This is a genomic window from Streptomyces sp. NPDC093544 (assembly GCF_040683495.1).
Taxonomy (GTDB): domain Bacteria; phylum Actinomycetota; class Actinomycetes; order Streptomycetales; family Streptomycetaceae; genus Streptomyces.
The window spans coordinates 302989-319254 of sequence record NZ_JBFBEA010000008.1 but is presented as its reverse complement, the minus strand read 5'-3'; the positions used below and the strand labels follow the sequence as shown (position 1 = coordinate 319254).

General features: G+C 69.2%; 14 protein-coding genes. 5 read left to right on the top strand and 9 right to left on the bottom strand.

Going from position 1 to position 16266, the window contains the following annotated elements:
- Positions 1-3 precede the first annotated feature (3 nt).
- Entirely contained in the window at positions 4-1839 is a 1836-nt protein-coding gene (locus tag AB0N66_RS14970) for a hypothetical protein (protein WP_365433563.1), read from the top strand.
- On the opposite strand, the gene AB0N66_RS14965 is transcribed toward AB0N66_RS14970, so the two are convergent.
- The gene (locus AB0N66_RS14965; RefSeq protein ID WP_365433560.1) at positions 1769-2482 is read right to left on the bottom strand and encodes a nucleoside/nucleotide kinase family protein; all 714 of its coding nucleotides are present in this window, start codon (positions 2480-2482) and stop codon (positions 1769-1771) included. The genes AB0N66_RS14970 and AB0N66_RS14965 overlap by 71 nt on opposite strands.
- Positions 2479-2811 carry a DUF6191 domain-containing protein gene (locus AB0N66_RS14960; RefSeq protein ID WP_365433558.1) on the bottom strand — a complete coding sequence of 111 codons (333 nt, stop codon included), beginning with the start codon at positions 2809-2811 and terminating at the stop codon, positions 2479-2481. The genes AB0N66_RS14965 and AB0N66_RS14960 overlap by 4 nt, the downstream gene beginning before the upstream one ends.
- Before the next feature lie 146 nt (positions 2812-2957).
- Between AB0N66_RS14960 and AB0N66_RS14955 the strand changes: the two genes are divergently transcribed.
- The 3 genes from AB0N66_RS14955 (at position 2958) to AB0N66_RS14945 (ending at position 6266) form a co-directional block, all read left to right on the top strand.
- Positions 2958-3110, top strand: a complete 153-nt coding sequence (locus AB0N66_RS14955) for a hypothetical protein (RefSeq protein ID WP_365433555.1) — start codon at positions 2958-2960, stop codon at positions 3108-3110.
- Positions 3111-3183: 73 nt separating this feature from the next.
- On the top strand, positions 3184-3924 hold the full coding sequence (locus AB0N66_RS14950; protein ID WP_365433552.1) for a beta-phosphoglucomutase family hydrolase: 741 nt from the start codon (positions 3184-3186) through the stop codon (positions 3922-3924).
- Complete coding sequence (locus AB0N66_RS14945; RefSeq protein ID WP_365433549.1) at positions 3921-6266, top strand: glycosyl hydrolase family 65 protein; 2346 nt, start codon at positions 3921-3923, stop codon at positions 6264-6266. The genes AB0N66_RS14950 and AB0N66_RS14945 overlap by 4 nt, the downstream gene beginning before the upstream one ends.
- Positions 6267-6282: 16 nt before the next feature.
- Here the strand turns inward: AB0N66_RS14945 and AB0N66_RS14940 are convergent, their stop codons facing one another.
- The 5 genes from AB0N66_RS14940 to AB0N66_RS14920 form a co-directional block, all read right to left on the bottom strand.
- Complete coding sequence (locus tag AB0N66_RS14940) at positions 6283-7521, bottom strand: serine hydrolase domain-containing protein (protein ID WP_365433546.1); 1239 nt, start codon at positions 7519-7521, stop codon at positions 6283-6285.
- 171 nt (positions 7522-7692) lie between these two features.
- Positions 7693-9186 carry a CAP domain-containing protein gene (locus AB0N66_RS14935; RefSeq protein ID WP_365433543.1) on the bottom strand — a complete coding sequence of 498 codons (1494 nt, stop codon included), beginning with the start codon at positions 9184-9186 and terminating at the stop codon, positions 7693-7695.
- A 73-nt stretch (positions 9187-9259) separates the two neighbouring features.
- The gene (locus AB0N66_RS14930) at positions 9260-9571 is read right to left on the bottom strand and encodes a YkvA family protein (protein WP_365433540.1); all 312 of its coding nucleotides are present in this window, start codon (positions 9569-9571) and stop codon (positions 9260-9262) included.
- 85 nt (positions 9572-9656) lie between these two features.
- Positions 9657-10037 carry a hypothetical protein gene (locus AB0N66_RS14925; RefSeq protein WP_365433670.1) on the bottom strand — a complete coding sequence of 127 codons (381 nt, stop codon included), beginning with the start codon at positions 10035-10037 and terminating at the stop codon, positions 9657-9659.
- 265 nt (positions 10038-10302) lie between these two features.
- Positions 10303-11232: a MurR/RpiR family transcriptional regulator gene (locus AB0N66_RS14920; RefSeq protein ID WP_365433537.1), complete on the bottom strand. Its 930-nt coding sequence runs from the start codon at positions 11230-11232 to the stop codon at positions 10303-10305.
- Positions 11233-11519: 287 nt separating this feature from the next.
- Between AB0N66_RS14920 and AB0N66_RS14915 the strand changes: the two genes are divergently transcribed.
- A complete protein-coding gene (locus AB0N66_RS14915; protein ID WP_365433535.1) occupies positions 11520-12665 on the top strand; it encodes a glycoside hydrolase family 88 protein in 1146 nt (381 codons plus the stop codon).
- 56 nt (positions 12666-12721) lie between these two features.
- Here the strand turns inward: AB0N66_RS14915 and AB0N66_RS14910 are convergent, their stop codons facing one another.
- Both AB0N66_RS14910 and AB0N66_RS14905 read right to left on the bottom strand, forming a co-directional pair.
- A complete protein-coding gene (locus AB0N66_RS14910) occupies positions 12722-14032 on the bottom strand; it encodes an RICIN domain-containing protein (RefSeq protein WP_365433532.1) in 1311 nt (436 codons plus the stop codon).
- 21 nt (positions 14033-14053) lie between these two features.
- On the bottom strand, positions 14054-16201 hold the full coding sequence (locus tag AB0N66_RS14905; RefSeq protein ID WP_365433667.1) for an RICIN domain-containing protein: 2148 nt from the start codon (positions 16199-16201) through the stop codon (positions 14054-14056).
- Positions 16202-16266: the final 65 nt, after the last annotated feature.

Sequence of the window (16266 nt, the reverse complement as noted above, 5' to 3'; positions counted from 1 at the left end):
CACGTGCATCTCCCTCACCAGCGCGGCCGGTTGCACGATCTTCCCGACGAACCCGCCGCGTACGACGCCGTCCTCGCCGCCGTCACCGGGGAGGCCCTGGCCCGCCTCACCGCGGAGGGCAGCCTCGAACACCCCGCCGCCGTCGACGACATCGGCGACACCTCGCTGGGCATCACCTCCCTGCTCGCGCTCGCCTGGCAGCGTACGAAGGACCCGCGCCTGCCGGAGGCCGTCAGGCGCAGCCTGGCCTTTCATCTGCGCGAGCGGGTGTTCACCGAGGACAACCCCGGCTATCCGAACCTGAAGGCGCGCAACTCCGGCCTTCCGTACGCCCGTTACGTCGTGGAAGCGGGCGCGCACCCCATCGGCGACTGGCCGAGCACGGTGTGGGTACTGCTCCAGGCGGTCAACGTCCTCGAAACGGCCGACGGGCTGGTCGACGACGAACAGCGTGGTGAGCTGCTGAAGTCGGCGGCCGGCTACTGGCGCTGGCTGACGGAGGCGACCTTCTTCAATCCACAGGAGGCCGGCAACCAGGCCATCGGCTGCATCGTCGGCGGACTGATGCTTGCTCGCCATCTCCCCTCCGGGGAGCGGGAGTTGGTCCGTTCGCGGGCGATCAGCCTGTACGTCGACGAGATCCGCGCTCGTCGCGTGCGCGACCGGGGCGCCCTCCTGCCCCCGGAGCACGGTGGCGCGTACGACAACAACTACGGCCCGATCTCCCTCTCCTTCCTCGCGCAGGCCCACAAGGTCAGCGGCGAGGAGATCTTCGCCGAGGACGGTGACGCGCTCGCCCGCTACCTCGACGCACGCCTGACGGTCGGAGGCTTCGACAACGGCGGCCCGCGCTACAGCGAACAGCACTCCGGCTTCGAGTCCGTCCTCGGCCTGCGGTACTTCGGCGACCGCGTCGGCGCCGACCTCGGCCGCTACCGGGGAGACACCCGCTGGGGACGGCACGCGGTCGGGCGGGACGGGGGCATCGACGGCCACTTCGCCTTCATGCTGGTCTGGCAGATCCAGGACACCACGCCCTGGCACCGCACACCTTCCAAGGACCCCGTGCGGCATCAACTGCGCGCGGGAACGGTCTCGGTGGCCTTCGACGACAGGATGACCCCGTCACTGGTCGAGTCGGCGGGCACGTACTACCTGCCCGCCGCCGTCAACCGTCAGCACGGCTTCGGACCGGTCACCGACGGCTTCCTGCTGTGCCGCCCCATGGGCGAGACACGGGTCCGCGACCTGCGCACGACCGGCGTACTGACGGCCAAACTGGTCACCAAGCCGGTCGTCGGCCACGACCAGGTCCTTCGACACGTCCGGTCCCTGTACGTCACGGACGGCACAAGTCTGTGGATGACCGTGGCCGTGGAACGGCTCGACGGAACGCCCTACCTGCTCGCCGGGCTGCCGTACGCCACCGACGACGGCGACCGTGTGCGCAGGACCGTGGCGGCCGATGTGACCTCGGCAGGCGACCTGCGCCTCACGCACCCGCCCATCCAGGGCGTGGACCATTTCGACGCCCGTGCGGAGACGACACAGGAGCAGGCGGCCTTCGCCCTTGCGGCCGACCCGCGCGGCTATGGCAACCCGGACGAGGGCTGGCGCCACCTCGTCGCCTCCACGGCCCTCGAAGCGGGTCCGGCTCCCGGCGCACCGGACGACCTGCACATCTTCGCCGTGCGCTACGGGCCGGGCGGTCCCTTCACCCCGGCCTTCGAGCACACCCGGGCCGGACTGACCGTCCGCACCGAGGCGTTCACCGCGCTGATCGGCGATCCCGCGGGTGATGCGCGGGGGGAACCCGAGCTGGAGGTCCACCTTCGCTGACCGCCACCCCGACCACCAGGTCGGCGCGGTCCCGTGTCGCGGCTACCAGGTCGGCGTTGCACTGGTCCGTGCCGAGCACCCACGCCACCGCCGTGTCGTGGTCCTTGCCGAACTCCTCGTGCCGGGCCACGAGACGGCGCACGCGTTCGGTCTCGTCGAGCTCGCAGAACCAGACCTCGTCCAGCTGCGCCCGCACCCGGGTCCAGGCGTCGTCCCGGAGCAGGAGGTAGTTGCCCTCGGTGATGACCAGGCGGGCGGTGCGGGGGACGGGGACGGCTCCCGCGAGAGGCTGTTCGAGGGTGCGCTCGAAGCCGGGCGCGTAGATCAGGTCGTCCTCGTCCTCGCGCAGCCGGCGGAGCAACGCCGTGTAACCCGCCGCGTCGAAGGTGTCGGGGGCACCCTTGCGGTCGCGGCGGCCAAGGCGGTCCAACTCGGCGTCCGCCAGATGGAACCCGTCCATCGGTACGTGGGCGACCCAGGCGGGCCCGGCACCGTTCAGCTCCCCGACCAGGCGACCGGCGAGCGTGGTCTTGCCCGATCCGGGGCTGCCGGCGATGCCGAGGAGGGCGCGGTGCCCAGGACCTACGAGGGACGCGGCACGCTGGAGGAGGCCGGTGAAGGGCGTCGGCTCGGCGACGGTCACGGGCGCTCCCGCCGGGCGGCCCGCGGCATCCGGACGACCGCCGTCCTGCCGTTCAGATCGACCGTCGTCCGGTTCGGCGGCGCCCCGTCCTCCTCGTCGTCCCGCATCACCAGCGCCGACTGACGCTCCTTGAGCTCGTTCTGCTTGCCGGGCGAAAAGCTCGCGTGGAGCTGTTCGAACCCTGTTGCGGATATCTGCCCCTGCCGCGCGCTGTTCCGCCACGGCAGCATGCCCGCGCGGCCGGCCCGCAGCAGCAGCTGGTCGACGAAGGCCAGCAGGGTCAGCAGGATGACCAGTCCGGGCAGGGTCATGAAGACGGCGAATCCCATGGCCCCAGTATCGGGCCCGACAGGTGGATTCCGGCCAGTCCGGCGACGTCCGGAGCTTCTTCCCGGCGGATCCGGCTTATGCTGATGTGACTGTTGAATTTTGGTCAACATCTGGCACCGCAGCGGCCACGCACGGGGAGAACACTATGTCGCAGCAGAGCCCCACGCTCGCCCCCCACAGCTACCGGGCGTACTTCGACCATCTGCTCGGCTGCCAGAAGTGCAGCACCCCACCACGGCGCTGCGACGACGGTGCAGCGCTGTACCGGACCTACCGGGCGGACCTGAAGAAGTCGTAGGGCACCCGGCGGCCCCGAGGCCGTGTGGCGTGCGCCACTCCGTGGCCAGGGCACTTCGGGGCACACTGCCCGTATGACAGAGCAGCTCGGTCTTCCGAAAGAAATCCAGGCCTGCCTCTTCGATCTCGACGGGGTCATCACCAAGACCGCCGTCGTCCACGCGGCTGCTTGGAAGCGGACGTTCGACGAATTCCTGCAGGACCGCGACGGCGACGGATTCCGTCCCTTCGACGACGCCGACTACAACGACCACGTGGACGGACGCCCGCGCGCCGACGGCGTCCGCACCTTCCTCGCCTCGCGGGGCATCGAACTGCCCGAGGGAGCGGCCGACGACCCGCCGGACAGGGCGACCGTCCAGGGCCTGGGCAACCGCAAGAACAACCTGCTTCTGGAGCTGATCCACAGCGGCGGCGTCGAGGCGTACGACGGCACGCTGCGCTATGTCGAGGCGGTCCGCGCGAGCGGTCTGCGGACCGCGGTCGTCTCCTCCAGCACCAACTGCCGTGACATCCTGCGCGCGGTGGGCGCCGAGTCCCTCTTCGAGGTCAGGATCGACGGCGTCGTCGCCACTGAGCGCAAGCTGCCCGGCAAGCCGAAACCGGACACCTTCCTGGCCGCCGCGCGTGACCTGGGGGCCGAGCCGTCGCAGGCCGCCGTCTTCGAGGACGCGCTGGCCGGCATGGACGCGGGCCGCTCGGGCCACTTCGGATACGTCATCGGTGTCGACCGAGTCGGCCAGGGAGCGGCCCTGCGCGCGCACGGCGCGGACATCGTCGTACGGGATCTCGCGGAGCTGGGGGAGCGCGCGTGATCACTCACACGTCCTACGCCGTCGAACCGTGGGCGCTGCGCGAGCACGTCCTCAACCTGGACGTGCTGCCGCAGAGCGAGTCCGTGTTCGCGCTCTCCAACGGCCATGTCGGCTGGCGCGGAAACCTCGACGAAGGCGAACCGCACGGCCTTCCCGGCTCTTATCTGAACGGCGTCCACGAAGTCCACCCGCTGCCGTACGCCGAAGCCGGATACGGCTACCCGGAGTCCGGCCAGACGGTCATCAACGTCACCAATGGCAAGATCATGCGGCTGCTCGTCGACGACGAGCCGTTCGACCTGCGCTACGGACGGCTCCGCTCCCACGAGCGCGTCCTCGACCTGCGCACCGGTCTGCTCACCCGGAGCTGCGAATGGACCTCCCCGGCGGGCGACACGGTCCGCGTGCGCTCCACCCGGCTCGTCTCCTTCACCCAGCGCGCGATCGCCGCCATCTCCTACGAGGTGGAGGCCGTCGACTCCCGGGTCCGTGTCGTCGTCCAGTCGGAACTGGTCGCCAACGAGCAACTGCCGGGCCGCAATGGTGACCCGCGGGCCGCGATCGTCCTGGAGTCTCCGCTGGAGGGGGAGGAGCACTTCGCGCAGGACGGGCGGCTGAAACTCGTGCACCGCACCCGGCGCAGCGGACTGCGGGTCGCCACCGCAGCGGACCACACCGTCACGGGACCCGAGCCGACCACCACGAGCAGTGAGAGCAGCCCCGACGTCGCCCGCCTCACCGTCACCTCCGTCCTGGAACCAGGACAGAAGCTGCACGTGGAGAAGCTCGTCTCGTACGGCTGGTCGAGCACCCGGTCCCTGCCCGCCCTGCGGGCGCAGGCCGACGCGGCGCTCGCGTCGGCCCAGCACGGCGGCTGGCAGGGACTGGTCGACGAACAGCGGGCCTACCTCGACGACTTCTGGGCCCGCGCGGACGTCGAGGTGGACGGCGACGAGGAGATCCAGCAGGCCGTCCGGTTCGCACTGTTCCACGTCCTGCAGGCCGGTGCCCGCGCCGAACAGCGCGCGATACCGGCGAAGGGGCTCACCGGCTCCGGATACGACGGCCACGCCTTCTGGGACACCGAGACCTTCGTGCTGCCCCTGCTCACCTACACAGCGCCCGGCGCGGTCGCCGAGGCACTGCGCTGGCGCCAGAGCACCCTGCCCGCGGCCCGCGAGAGGGCGGCTCAGCTCGGCCTGCGCGGCGCGGCGTTCCCCTGGCGGACCATCGAGGGCTCGGAGGGCTCGGCGTACTGGCCGGCCGGGACCGCCGCGTTCCATGTCAACGCCGACATCGCCGACGCCGTCGTGCACTACACGAACGTCACCGGCGACAAGCGGTTCGAACGCGACACCGGGGTCGAGCTGCTGGTGGAGACGGCACGGCTGTGGCGCTCGCTCGGTCACCACGACCACCAGGGCGGTTTCCACATCGACGGGGTGACGGGCCCCGACGAGTACAGCGCCGTCGCGGACGACAACACGTACACCAATCTGATGGCCCGTGCGAACCTCCTGGCGGCCGCGGACGTATCCGAGCGCCACCCGCGAAAGGCGGCGGCCCTCGGGGTCGACGACGAGGAGAGCGCCGCCTGGCGCGACGCCGCGGCCGCCATGCACATCCCCTACAACCAGGAACTCGGCGTCCACGAACAGAACGCGGGGTTCACCCGCTACCAGCGCTGGGACTTCGCCGCCACCCGCCCCGACCAGTACCCGCTGATGCTGCACTTCCCCTACTTCGACATCTACCGCAAGCAGGTCGTCAAGCAGGCCGACCTGGTGCTCGCCATGTACAAGTGCAGCCCCTACTTCGACGACGAGCACAAGGCCCGCAACTTCGCCTACTACGAGCCCCTCACCGTCCGCGATTCCTCCCTGTCGGCCTGCTGCCAGGCCGTGATCGCGGCCGAGGCCGGGCATCCCGGGCTCGCCTACGACTACTTGGTCGAGGCCGCGTTGATGGATCTGCGGGACCTGGAGAACAACACCCGGGACGGGCTGCACATCGCCTCGCTCGCCGGTACCTGGATGGCCCTGGTCGCCGGCTTCGGCGGGCTGCGACACCACGGCGACACCATGGAGTTCAAGCCCCGGCTGCCGGAGCGGTTCCAACGCCTCGCCTTCAACCTGGAACTCCTCGGCCGCCGCCTGCGGGTGGAGATCGGGCTGGCCACCGCCACGTACACGCTCCAGAGCGGAGAACCCCTGGAGATCCTCCACTACGGCGAACCCGTCACCGTCGAGGCCGACAAGCCGCACAGCCTCCGCATCCCGGCCGCCAGGCTGCGCCCCGCCCCCGAGCAGCCGCCGCACCGGCGGCCGAACAGTCACGGGTGAGGCGCAGCGAAGGACGTCAGTCGCGGGCGATGTCCGGGGCGATGTCCTCGTACCGCTCCACCTGCTCCACGGCCACCGTGCTGCGCGCGGCGGCCGTGGTCTGCGGCTTGCCGCAGAAGGCGGATTCCAGGGTGCGGCCCATGGTGGTGAGCACGTTGGCGTTGTTCGAGGTGTTGGCGAGCGCGGTGACGCTGCGCTTGCCGTCCTTCGAGGTGAACGCGTACGTGTAGTAGCCCTGGACGGTGCCCGTGTGCCCGTACACGGAGACACCGCACGACAGGTCACGGCGGCGCAGACCCAGACCGTAGCCCTGGGTGCTGTTCACCGGTGTCCACTGCTGCATCTGCGCGAGCTGCGCTGCGGACGTGAGCTGTCCGGCGAGCAGCGCGGAGAAGAAGGTGTTCAGGTCAAGGGTGCTGGAGATGATCGCGCCCGCGCTCTGCGCCCAGGAGACCGTCTGCTCGGTGGAGTCGACCAGGGCGCCGCCTTCGTCCGGCGGGAGATAGCCGTTGGCGTGGCGGCCCGCGATCGCGGTGTTCGGGTGGACGTAGGAGGTGCTGGTCAGGTTCAGCGGCGTGAAGATGCGCTGCTGGTACTCCGCGGCGACGGACTGCCCGGTGAGCTTCTCGATGAGCATGCCCGCGACGACGAAATTGGTATTGGAGTACGAATAGGCCGCGCCCGGCGCGTTGGTGAGCGGCTTCGCCAGGGACAGGTTCACCAGGTCCTGGTAGCTGAACACCTTGTTGCGTACGGCCTCGAAGCCCGGGACCGTCTGCGCGAACATGTCGTTGGTGTAGTCGTACAGACCGCTCCGGTGGCTCATCAGATGGCGCACGGTGATCCGGTCGTCGGGCAGCAGCCCCGGAAGATAGCTGTTCACCGATGTGTCCAGCTTGAGCTTGCCCTCGTCGACCAGCTGCAGCAGCACTACGGCCGTGAAGGTCTTGCTGACGCTGCCGACGCGGAACAGGTCGGACGTGGTGAGGGCCCGTCCGGTGACCCGGTCGGCGTCTCCCGCGGACAGCCGGTGGACCGTGCCGTTGTCGTCGACCCGCACCATCGCGCCGGGTGCTCCCTGAGCCAGTGCCGTAAGCAGTACCTCGCGCAGTCCAGCGTCGTCCGGCGCCGCCAACTCCCCTGCTGCGACGCTCGCTTGCTCGGTGCCCGCGGGGGCCGCCTGCGCGGGTGCTGCCAGGAGGGACACCAGAACCGCGCCGAGCGCCGTACCCATGCCCACTGTTCCTGAGACCATCTGAATTCTTCTCCCGATGTGTTTCTGCCGGTGCGGATTCCCGGCTCGAACCGCGCCGCGGATGCAGGCGTCGGCATCATTTCTACGCACCGCAGGGCACGCGGGTTGCATCGCCCACGAGGGAATCGGAAACGGCGAACCGAAAGGGGTGAGTCGGAGCAGGCGGGAATGTCAGGCGCCGAAGAGCTGCGTCCAGTAGGTGCCCATCTTGCCGCCGCCCGCCAGGCCTATCCCTATGTGGGTGAAGGCGGGCTTGAGGATATTGGCGCGATGGCCAGGGCTGTTCATCCAGCCGAGGACGACCTCGGCGGGGGAGCGCTGGCCGCAGGCGATGTTCTCCCCGATGGTGCGGCGGGTGCTGCCCGCGGCGGCGGCCCGGTCCCAGGGCTGGGTGCCGTCGGGGGAGACATGGGAGTAGAACGCGCGGGCCACCATGTCATCGCTGTGCGCCTGCGCCGCGTTGGTCAGCAGCGGGTCGACCGACAGGGGCCGGAGGCCGGCCGCGGCCCGCTCGGCGTTGGTGAGCGCGACGACCTCACTCGCGGTCCGTGCCAGCTCGCCGGGGCTGAAGGGCCGTGCCCACAGCGCCGTCCAGTACAGGTCGCCGGAGCGGTCGGCGACGTATGCCAGGCCGGCCTGGCTGAACGCGGGCTCGCACAGCGTGCGCCGGGACTGCTCGGTCGACAGGCAGTACTCCACGAACTCGCCCGGCGTGCGCGGGCCGGAGACCAGGTGCTCGCCGACGGTGAGATACGTGTATCCGGTCGAGGTGACGCGCTGGAACACGGAGGTGCTGTCCGGGCTCTCGGAGCTGAGGACTCCGCGCGCGGCCATATCGGAGGCGTGGGCACGTGCCGCGGCCGCCAGCCGTGGATCGAGGGACACCGGCGGGGAACCGGCCCTGGCGCGTGCGGAGTTCACCAGGCCGAGGAAACCGTCCGTGTCGGGTGGGGAGTTCATCTGGCCGGTCGGTCCGTGGGAACCGGGTGGGGAGTTCACCTGGCCGGTCGGTCCGTGGGAACCGGGTGGGGAGTTCACCTGGCCGGTCGGTCCGTGGGAACCGGGTGGGGAGTTCACCTGGCCGGTCGGTCCGTGGGAACGGGGTGCGGAGTTCACCCGACCGGTGGGCCTGTGGGAATGGGGCGCGGTGTTCCCCCGCCCAGCTGCTCCGCGCGGCGCCGACGTGTCCTCGGCGACATCGACCCCGAAGTCCCGCGCGATACCCGCCAGTCCGTCCGTGTACCCCTGGCCCAGCGCACGGAGCTTCCACGCGCCGCCGCGCCGGTAGATCTCGGCGAGCAGCAGCACGGTCTCCCGCTGCGGACGCGATGGTGTGAACCGCGCGAGGGAGCGGGAGCCCGGTCCGGTGACATACAGAGTGGGCGCGGGCAGCCGCGCAAGTGGGGTCGCCGGGTCGGCCGAGCTGATCACCACCGTGACGCGGCTGGCCCCGGCCCGCAGCCCGAGGGGGTCGACGGTGAGCTGCTCGCCCTGGAGCCGTGTGCCGGACGCGATCGGCTGGTTGTAGAACACGAAGTCGCCGTCGCCGCGCACCTTTCCGCTGTCATCGGTGATCAGCGCGCAGACGTCGAAAGGGCCCGGCACCCGGAGAGTCAGGATGCCGCCCGGAAGGGGCACGTTGCCCCCGGGAACCAGCTCGGTCATGGTGCCGCCCCGTCGACGTAGAGATCCGAAACGGCCTTCGACGAGGGCATTCGCGCCGACGGCCGTCGAATGGTCAACGGTCCAGCGGTGTGCCGGGGTTCCCGTCGACGCTCGCACGATCACCTGTCGCCGGGCGCATCGAACGCAGGGCCATCAGAAGTACGCCGATGTCGTCCAGGTAGATGGGGTCGGGCAGCAGATCGGCCGGGAGCACGAGATAGATGACGGCGCCCCAGAAGACCCAGCGGGACCCGGACGGAAGACCGGCCCGTCGCAGCTCGCGGCGGGCGCGAACGAGCCGGACCAGGAGCGCGATCGCCACCCCGAGTACGGCGGCACCCAGGATCGCGACGATGACGATGACCGTCCAGGTCGTGGAATCCATGTGTCCGTCCAGAGCTCTCGGCGGGCCGTTGCTCCTTCACGTCTTCCCGCTCGAAGCCTTCCTATCGCGCCGGATCGGGCCGAACTCAGGTCCGCGCGGTGTTGCCGTCCACGAGGGCCTGGCTGACGGCACGGATGCTGCGGGCGATGTACTGAAGCTGCAGAACCTCCGCCGCATACATCTTGATGGTGTGCTCGATGACCCCCTCGTGCAGGCCGAGGGCGGGCAGTTCGGCGCGGGCGGTCTGCAGGGCGGTGCGGGCGACCCGTATCTCGTGCTGCACCTGGATCTGCGCGTGGCGGGCCAGGAGTACGGGGTGCTTAATCAGTGCGGGATAGCTCGCGTAGCGGGACGGCACCAGCTCGCGCAGCCATCTGACCGCCGATCGCTCCCAGTCGAAGCTGCCTGGGGTCTTGACCTGGCACGGCCAGTCCGAGGTGATCGGTGAGTACGTCGTGAGGGCCATGTTCATCGCTTCCGGGTTACGTCGGCGGGGGAGTTTGGGGCGGCCCCGGTCTAGGGGATGGCCGGGGCCGCCACCACGGCCACCCGGAACCCAGGGCGGGTAGGAGCGGAGAGCCCCGGGTGGACGCGAGAAGTATTTATATATACCGCCGGTTACGCAAGAACATGAAAACATTCATGCTTGATTTGGTATGAATAATCCAATGATGTGATGGTTTCGGAAAGATCTTCAGGCTCGCGGAAAGCCTCAGACCTGCCCGGGAGCCTCAGTCCTTGAGGAAGAACTGGTGCTGCTCGGCCACCTGCTCGTACTCCTCCAGGCGGGCCTGTGTCCGCTCCGGATCGTCGTCGGTCATGGCCTGGAGCAGCGCCGCCGACATCACGACGGGCGCCGCGTAGGAGTCGAAGACGAGGCGCGAACCGGTGCCCGTGGCGAAGGTGACGTCGGCCTCGTCGGCCACCGGGCCGAGCGCCAGGTCGGTGATCAGGGCCACCCGCAGGCCCGCGCTGCGCGCCACCCGCACAGCGGTGAGCGTCTCCTGGGCGTGCCGGGGCATGTCGAAGGCCAGCACCCAGGTGCCGCCCGCCTCGCGGGACTGGAGCAGCGCGTCGTAGGCGACGCTGCCGCCCCGGGTCACCAGCCGCACATCGGGGTGGATCCGCCGCGCGGCGTAAGCGAAGTACTCGGCCAGCGAGACGGAGATCCGCAGCCCCAGCACGGTCAGCGGCGCCGACTTCGACAGCTCCCGGCCCATGCGGATCACCTGGTCCGGATCGGCGAAGTCCCGCCGCAGGTACTCCAGATTCTGGATCTCGGCGTCCACCGCTGCCTGCAACTCGTTGCTCGTGGCCTCCGCCGGCGTGCCCGGCGCGCTGCCGAGCGTGCTGAGTGCGATCGACTGGAGCTTCTCCCGTAGCGCGGGGTAACCGCTGAAGCCGACCGCCGCGGCGAAACGTGTCACCGAAGGCTGACTGACGCCCACGCGCTCGGCGAGGTCGGTGATCGAAAGGAACGCCGCCTCGGTGATGTGTTCGATCAGGTACTGGGCGATGCGGCGCTGTCCCGGGGAGAGCCGGGGCCCGTCGAACAGTTCTCTGAGCTGGGACGTGGGAGCGGGAGCCGCGCCCACCTCCGGGTCCGTCTTCCCCGAGGTGATCGCAGATGCCTGCGCGCGTGCCTGCTGCGGCGATGGCACGGATGCGCCTCCTTCGTGTCCCACAAGCACTCAACATAGCTCACGGACCGTGTTGGCCCGGGTGGGTGGCACCTGGCGTGACGGGGCGGTTCCCGTTTACCGCAAGCATGGCGATGGCGTGGTGGCGGCAGGGTCGGAGAGTGGTATCCCCACGTCACCTCGTTCTGCCCTCTGAACATAGCCGGTGAGCGGAACTCCCTTCAGGGCGCGGCAACTTGGCGCAGGGCCATGGACACCGCGTGACCCGGGAGCCGAGGATGAAAGCCCCATCCGTAGGAGTTGTTCATATGCATAGACGACGCCTGCTCTCCGGCGCGGCCGCCCTCACCGCCTCCGCCGCCCTCGTTCCCTCACTGACGGGCACCGCGCAAGCCGCGCCGGCCGCCCCCTCACCCGTGCTGCCGTCGAAGGCCGAGATCACCACCGTCCTGCGGCGCGTGGCCGACCAGTGGATCGCCACCCACACGAACTCCGGCGACAACGGCTGGGCCAACGCCACGTTCTTCAGCGGGCTGCTCGCCCTCCAGCGCCTGACCGGCAGCGCCCGCTACCTCAACTACGCCCGGAGCTGGGCGGAGAAGCACGCGTACGGCCTCAGCGGCGGAGTGACCACCCGCCACGCCGACAACCACAACGCTGGACAGGCCTACCTCGACCTGTACGCGCTGGAGCCCGACGCGGCGAAGCTCACCGCCATCGAGACGTCCCTGCGCCGCATGGTCTACACGGATCAGCCCGCCAAGAACGACGACTGGTGGTGGGACGACGCCCTCCACATGGCCATGCCGCCCTTCGCCCGCCTGGGCGCCCTCCGCCAGGACTCCCAGTACTGGGAGAAGCTGTACGCCCTGTACAACCACACCAAGCGCATCGAGGGCGGTCCCGGCCTGTACGTCGCCGGCACGGGCCTTTGGTACCGCGACAAACGCTTCCTGCCTGGCGGGATCCTGTCTCCCGCGGGCAAGCCGGTCGTGTGGTCGCGCGGCAACGGATGGGTGACGGGAGGACACGTCAAAACCCTCAAGGCCCTCCCGTCCACCGAGCGGCACACCGCCGAGTACCGCGACACCCTGACCCGGCTGGTCACAGCCCTGCCCGGCATCCAGCGCACCGACGGCTTCTGGAACGTCAACCTCGCCGACGCCGCCCATCTGCCCGGCCCCGAGACCAGCGGCACGTCCTTCTTCCTCTACGGCACGGCCTACGCGGTCGCCGCCGGTCTCGTCGACCGCGCCACCTATCTCCCGGTTGCCGCCCGGGCCTGGAACGGCATGGTCGCCACCGCCGTACACGCCGACGGCTTCCTGGGGTACGTCCAGAACGTCGGCGACCGCCCGGAGTCCAGCCAGCCCATCACCTACGACTCCACCGCGAACTTCGGTGTCGGCGCCTTCCTGCTCGGTGGCACCGAAGTCGCCCTCCTCGCAAGCTAGGTCATGACGGTGCCCCCGCCGCTGGTGAGCGACGGGGGCACCGGTGTGCTGATCGGTCAGGGCTGTGCGGTGAGCGTGAAGCTCTGCGCGGTGGAGCCGTTGCAGGTGAGCTGGGTGAGCTGCACGCTGTTCGTCGCGGCGGTTGCCGCAGTCAGGCACTTACCGCTGTGGCGCGCCGTGAAGTGGTAGCGCCCGGTGCTTTCCTTCACCGGAAGCCACTGCTGGTTCTGGCCGCTCGAGTAAGTCCACAGCTGGAGCGCCGCGTTGTCGGCAGTCGAGACGCCGCTCACGTCGATGACCTGTTGTGGACTGGTGCGGATCCCGGCCTGCCGGTAGCCGCTGTCGGTCGAGCGGAACTGGAACTGCTGCGCCTGCGTGCCGTTGCAGGCGTACTGCTGGATCGCGGTTCCGTTCGCCGTGGCGGCCGAACGGGCGTCCACACAGGTGCCGTTGCCGGCGTTGGTCAGCGAGTACCAGGCGGTCTCGGAGACCGAGTCCGTCGGCGGGGTCGTGGTGGTGGCCCCGCCGAGCCACTTCAGCCCGTCAAGCACGAGCTGGTTCTGCGTCGCACTCCCGAACGTCGAGGACAGCCGCGTGTTGGTGTCGTAGTTCATCGCGTTGTGCCCGAAGTTCGCGTACAGCATCTTGTACTGCGTGTTGGTCCACACGATGGGGTAATCGCCGCTGTACCAGGTCTGGGCCGGATCGGTTCCCACCGGGAAGGTGCTGGCGTCGAGCGAGGCCAGGACCTTGATGTTCGCGTTCGCCCGAAGGTTGTTGGACCAGCTGTACCACTCACTGACCGACGAGGTGAAAGTCGCCGGCAGGTTCTTGGTGGCCGCGTGCGTACGGTCCTCCACCTTCAGAACCTCGGAGGTCGGTCCCCAGGTGTTCGTCGAGAAGTTACCGCTGCCGAGGAACGTGTTGTGGTACCAGGGCCACGCCGACGCATTGGTCGTGAAGGCCGAGACATGGAAGCCCAGCCAGGCGCCGCCACCCCGCATGTACGTCTCGAACCCCGTCCGCTGGGCGGCGCTCTGCGGCAGGTCGTCGAGGAACAGCACGACCTGGTACGCGTTGACGCCGCCGTTGGCGAGCAGGTCCCAGTTGTTGCTGGAGGTGTAGGTGAAGCCGTTCGCCGCCGCCTGCTGGGGGAACCAGACGTTCGCCTCCTTGACGAAGTCGATGTGAGCGGCGTCCCAGGTGCCCGTGTAGAGGGCGAGCACCTTGAACGGGGCTGCGGCGACGCCCGCCTCGGGGGCGGTGCTCGCTTGAGCGGCGGGTGGTGCCGCCAGGCCGAGCAACGTCGCCAGCAGGACGAGAACCTTCAGGGCCGCACGTGCCGGACCGGAACTGCTGATGCGCATGGACGATCCTTTCCGAACGTGTTACGGGTAACTGACGAGGTTGGCAACGTTGGTCGAGGAGTTGGACGGGCCGCCGTTGCTGTTGACGACATGCCGGATCGTGCCCACGCCGCCCAGGGAGACGGTCACCATGTTCGTCAGGCGTGTGCCGCCGTTACTCGGCACCTCGTAGGCTCTCTCGGCCGCGACCGCCGAGTTGACGTTGAAGTAGCAGTAGCTGCCGAGCCCCCACGCCTGATGACTGGTGACGGAGTCGGCGACCTTGTAGGCGGCGTAGCCCTGTGTCGAACCGTTCATCCAGGAGGCCTGGTTGGGCGGGTCGTACGGCATCTCGTTCTGGTAGAAGTACGTTTTGCCGCCGTTGCCGTTCCAGATGGTCTGATACTTCTGGTAATGCTCGACGAACAGGCCGTACATCGTGACGTTGTCGCCGTTCACGATGAGCCCGGTATCCGCCGTGTTGGTGGTCCAGCCGACCCCGGTTCCGTGGTCGGCGCGCCAGATCCACATGTGGTCGCCGATGACGTTGTCGCTGTTGACGACGAGGCTGGTGGTCGCCTTGCCCACAGCCGCTCCACCGACGCGGAAGTACACGTCGTGCAGGGAGGTCGGGTTGGTGGTGTGCGTGGCGGTGGCGCCGGTCGGGCCGACCTCCAGCAGCGTCGGGGAGTTGGTCGTGCCCGCGTCGAAGAGAACGCCCGCGATCTTGACTCCGTCGACGTCGGCGACCTTCATCGCGGTGATGCCGTTGTCAGGAATGAAGGTGGCGAGGCCCAGGCCGAGGATGACCGTGTCCGCGCGGTTCACCTGCAGGGTCTGGTCCAGGTGGTAGACGCCGGGAGTGACCAGGAGGTTCTTGCCCGCGGCCAGTGCGGCGTTGATCTGCGAGGCGGTCGAGCCCGCCTTGACGATGTAGAACTGGTCGATCGGGAGCGAGCTCCCGGCGGTGCTGCCGCTCGCCCAGCTGGTTCCCGTGGAGTTCGTCCGCGTACTCGGCACGAAGACCTGGTAGTTGCCCGCGCTGTCGACGTACAGGAACGGCTTCTCACGCGTGGTCGGGCTCTGCGCCACCGTGGTGTACGGCGGGCTGGGGAAGCTGTTGGCCGGCACACCCTGGCTGCCGACGAAAACCATGTTCCAGTTGGAGCCGGTCCAGCTGCCGAGCTGCGAGTTGCGCGTCAGCCACTGCTGCTGGCTGCCGGAGTTCACCTGGCCGTCGATCTTGGTGTCGGCCATGTAGCCGCCGCTGGACCAGCCGCCGTCGTCCAGGGCGAGGTTGCCGCGTACGTGCATCCGGCGGTAGGACGAGGCCTGGGAAACGGCCCAACGGTCGGTACCGCTCGTCGGGTTGACCGAGAGGTTCTCGGCGCCGCGCCAGAAGTTCTGGGTGGCGTTGCCCTGGAACCAGTCGGCCTCGGCGTGCACCGCGCCGTTGATCGTCACCGAGTCCGGGGACAGGCCCAGGCCGAGGACCTGCGTGTAGAAGCCGACGTTGACGTCGGCGCTGTAGGTGCCCGGCTTGAACATGACGGCGTAGCGCTGGGAACCGAACTGGTTCGTCTGCTGCTGCTGGAAGATGGTGTTCAGCCGGGTCTGGATGGTCGACGCCGACATCGACGGGTCGAACACGACCACGTTCGCGCCGAGGTCGACTCCGTTGGACGGCGGCGGGGTCACGGCCGCCACCTGGAACCGCTGGGCCGCCGAACCGTTGCACGTGTACTGCACCAGCTGCACGCTGTCAGCGGTCGACGCGCTCGGCACGTCCAGGCACTTGCCGCTGTTCCGGTTGACGAAGTGGTAGTTGCCTGCGCCTTCGTCGACGGGCAGCCACTGCTGGTTGTTGCCGCCGCCGTACGCCCACAGGTGGACGAGGGCGTTGTCGACGGTGGAGTTGTCGCTCACGTCGACGACCTGGTTGGCGGCGTTGCCGTTGTTGATCCGCACGTAGCCGTCGCTGGTGGTGGTGAGAGTCCACTGCTGGGCCGTGGAACTGTTGCACGTGTACTGCTGCACCGCGGTGCCGTTCGCCGTTCCGGCGGAAGCGGCGTCCAGACACTTGCCGCTGCCGCCGTTCACGACGGTGGCCAACCCGGTGGGCAGCGCGGCGGCCGCCGCGACCGCCTTGTCCTGCGAGGCGATCGTGATTCCGGTGACCGTGCTCGCCATGAGGGCGACCGCGATCACCAGTTTCGGTATCCGGCGGCGGCCGGACTCTGTGCTGCGTCTGAGCA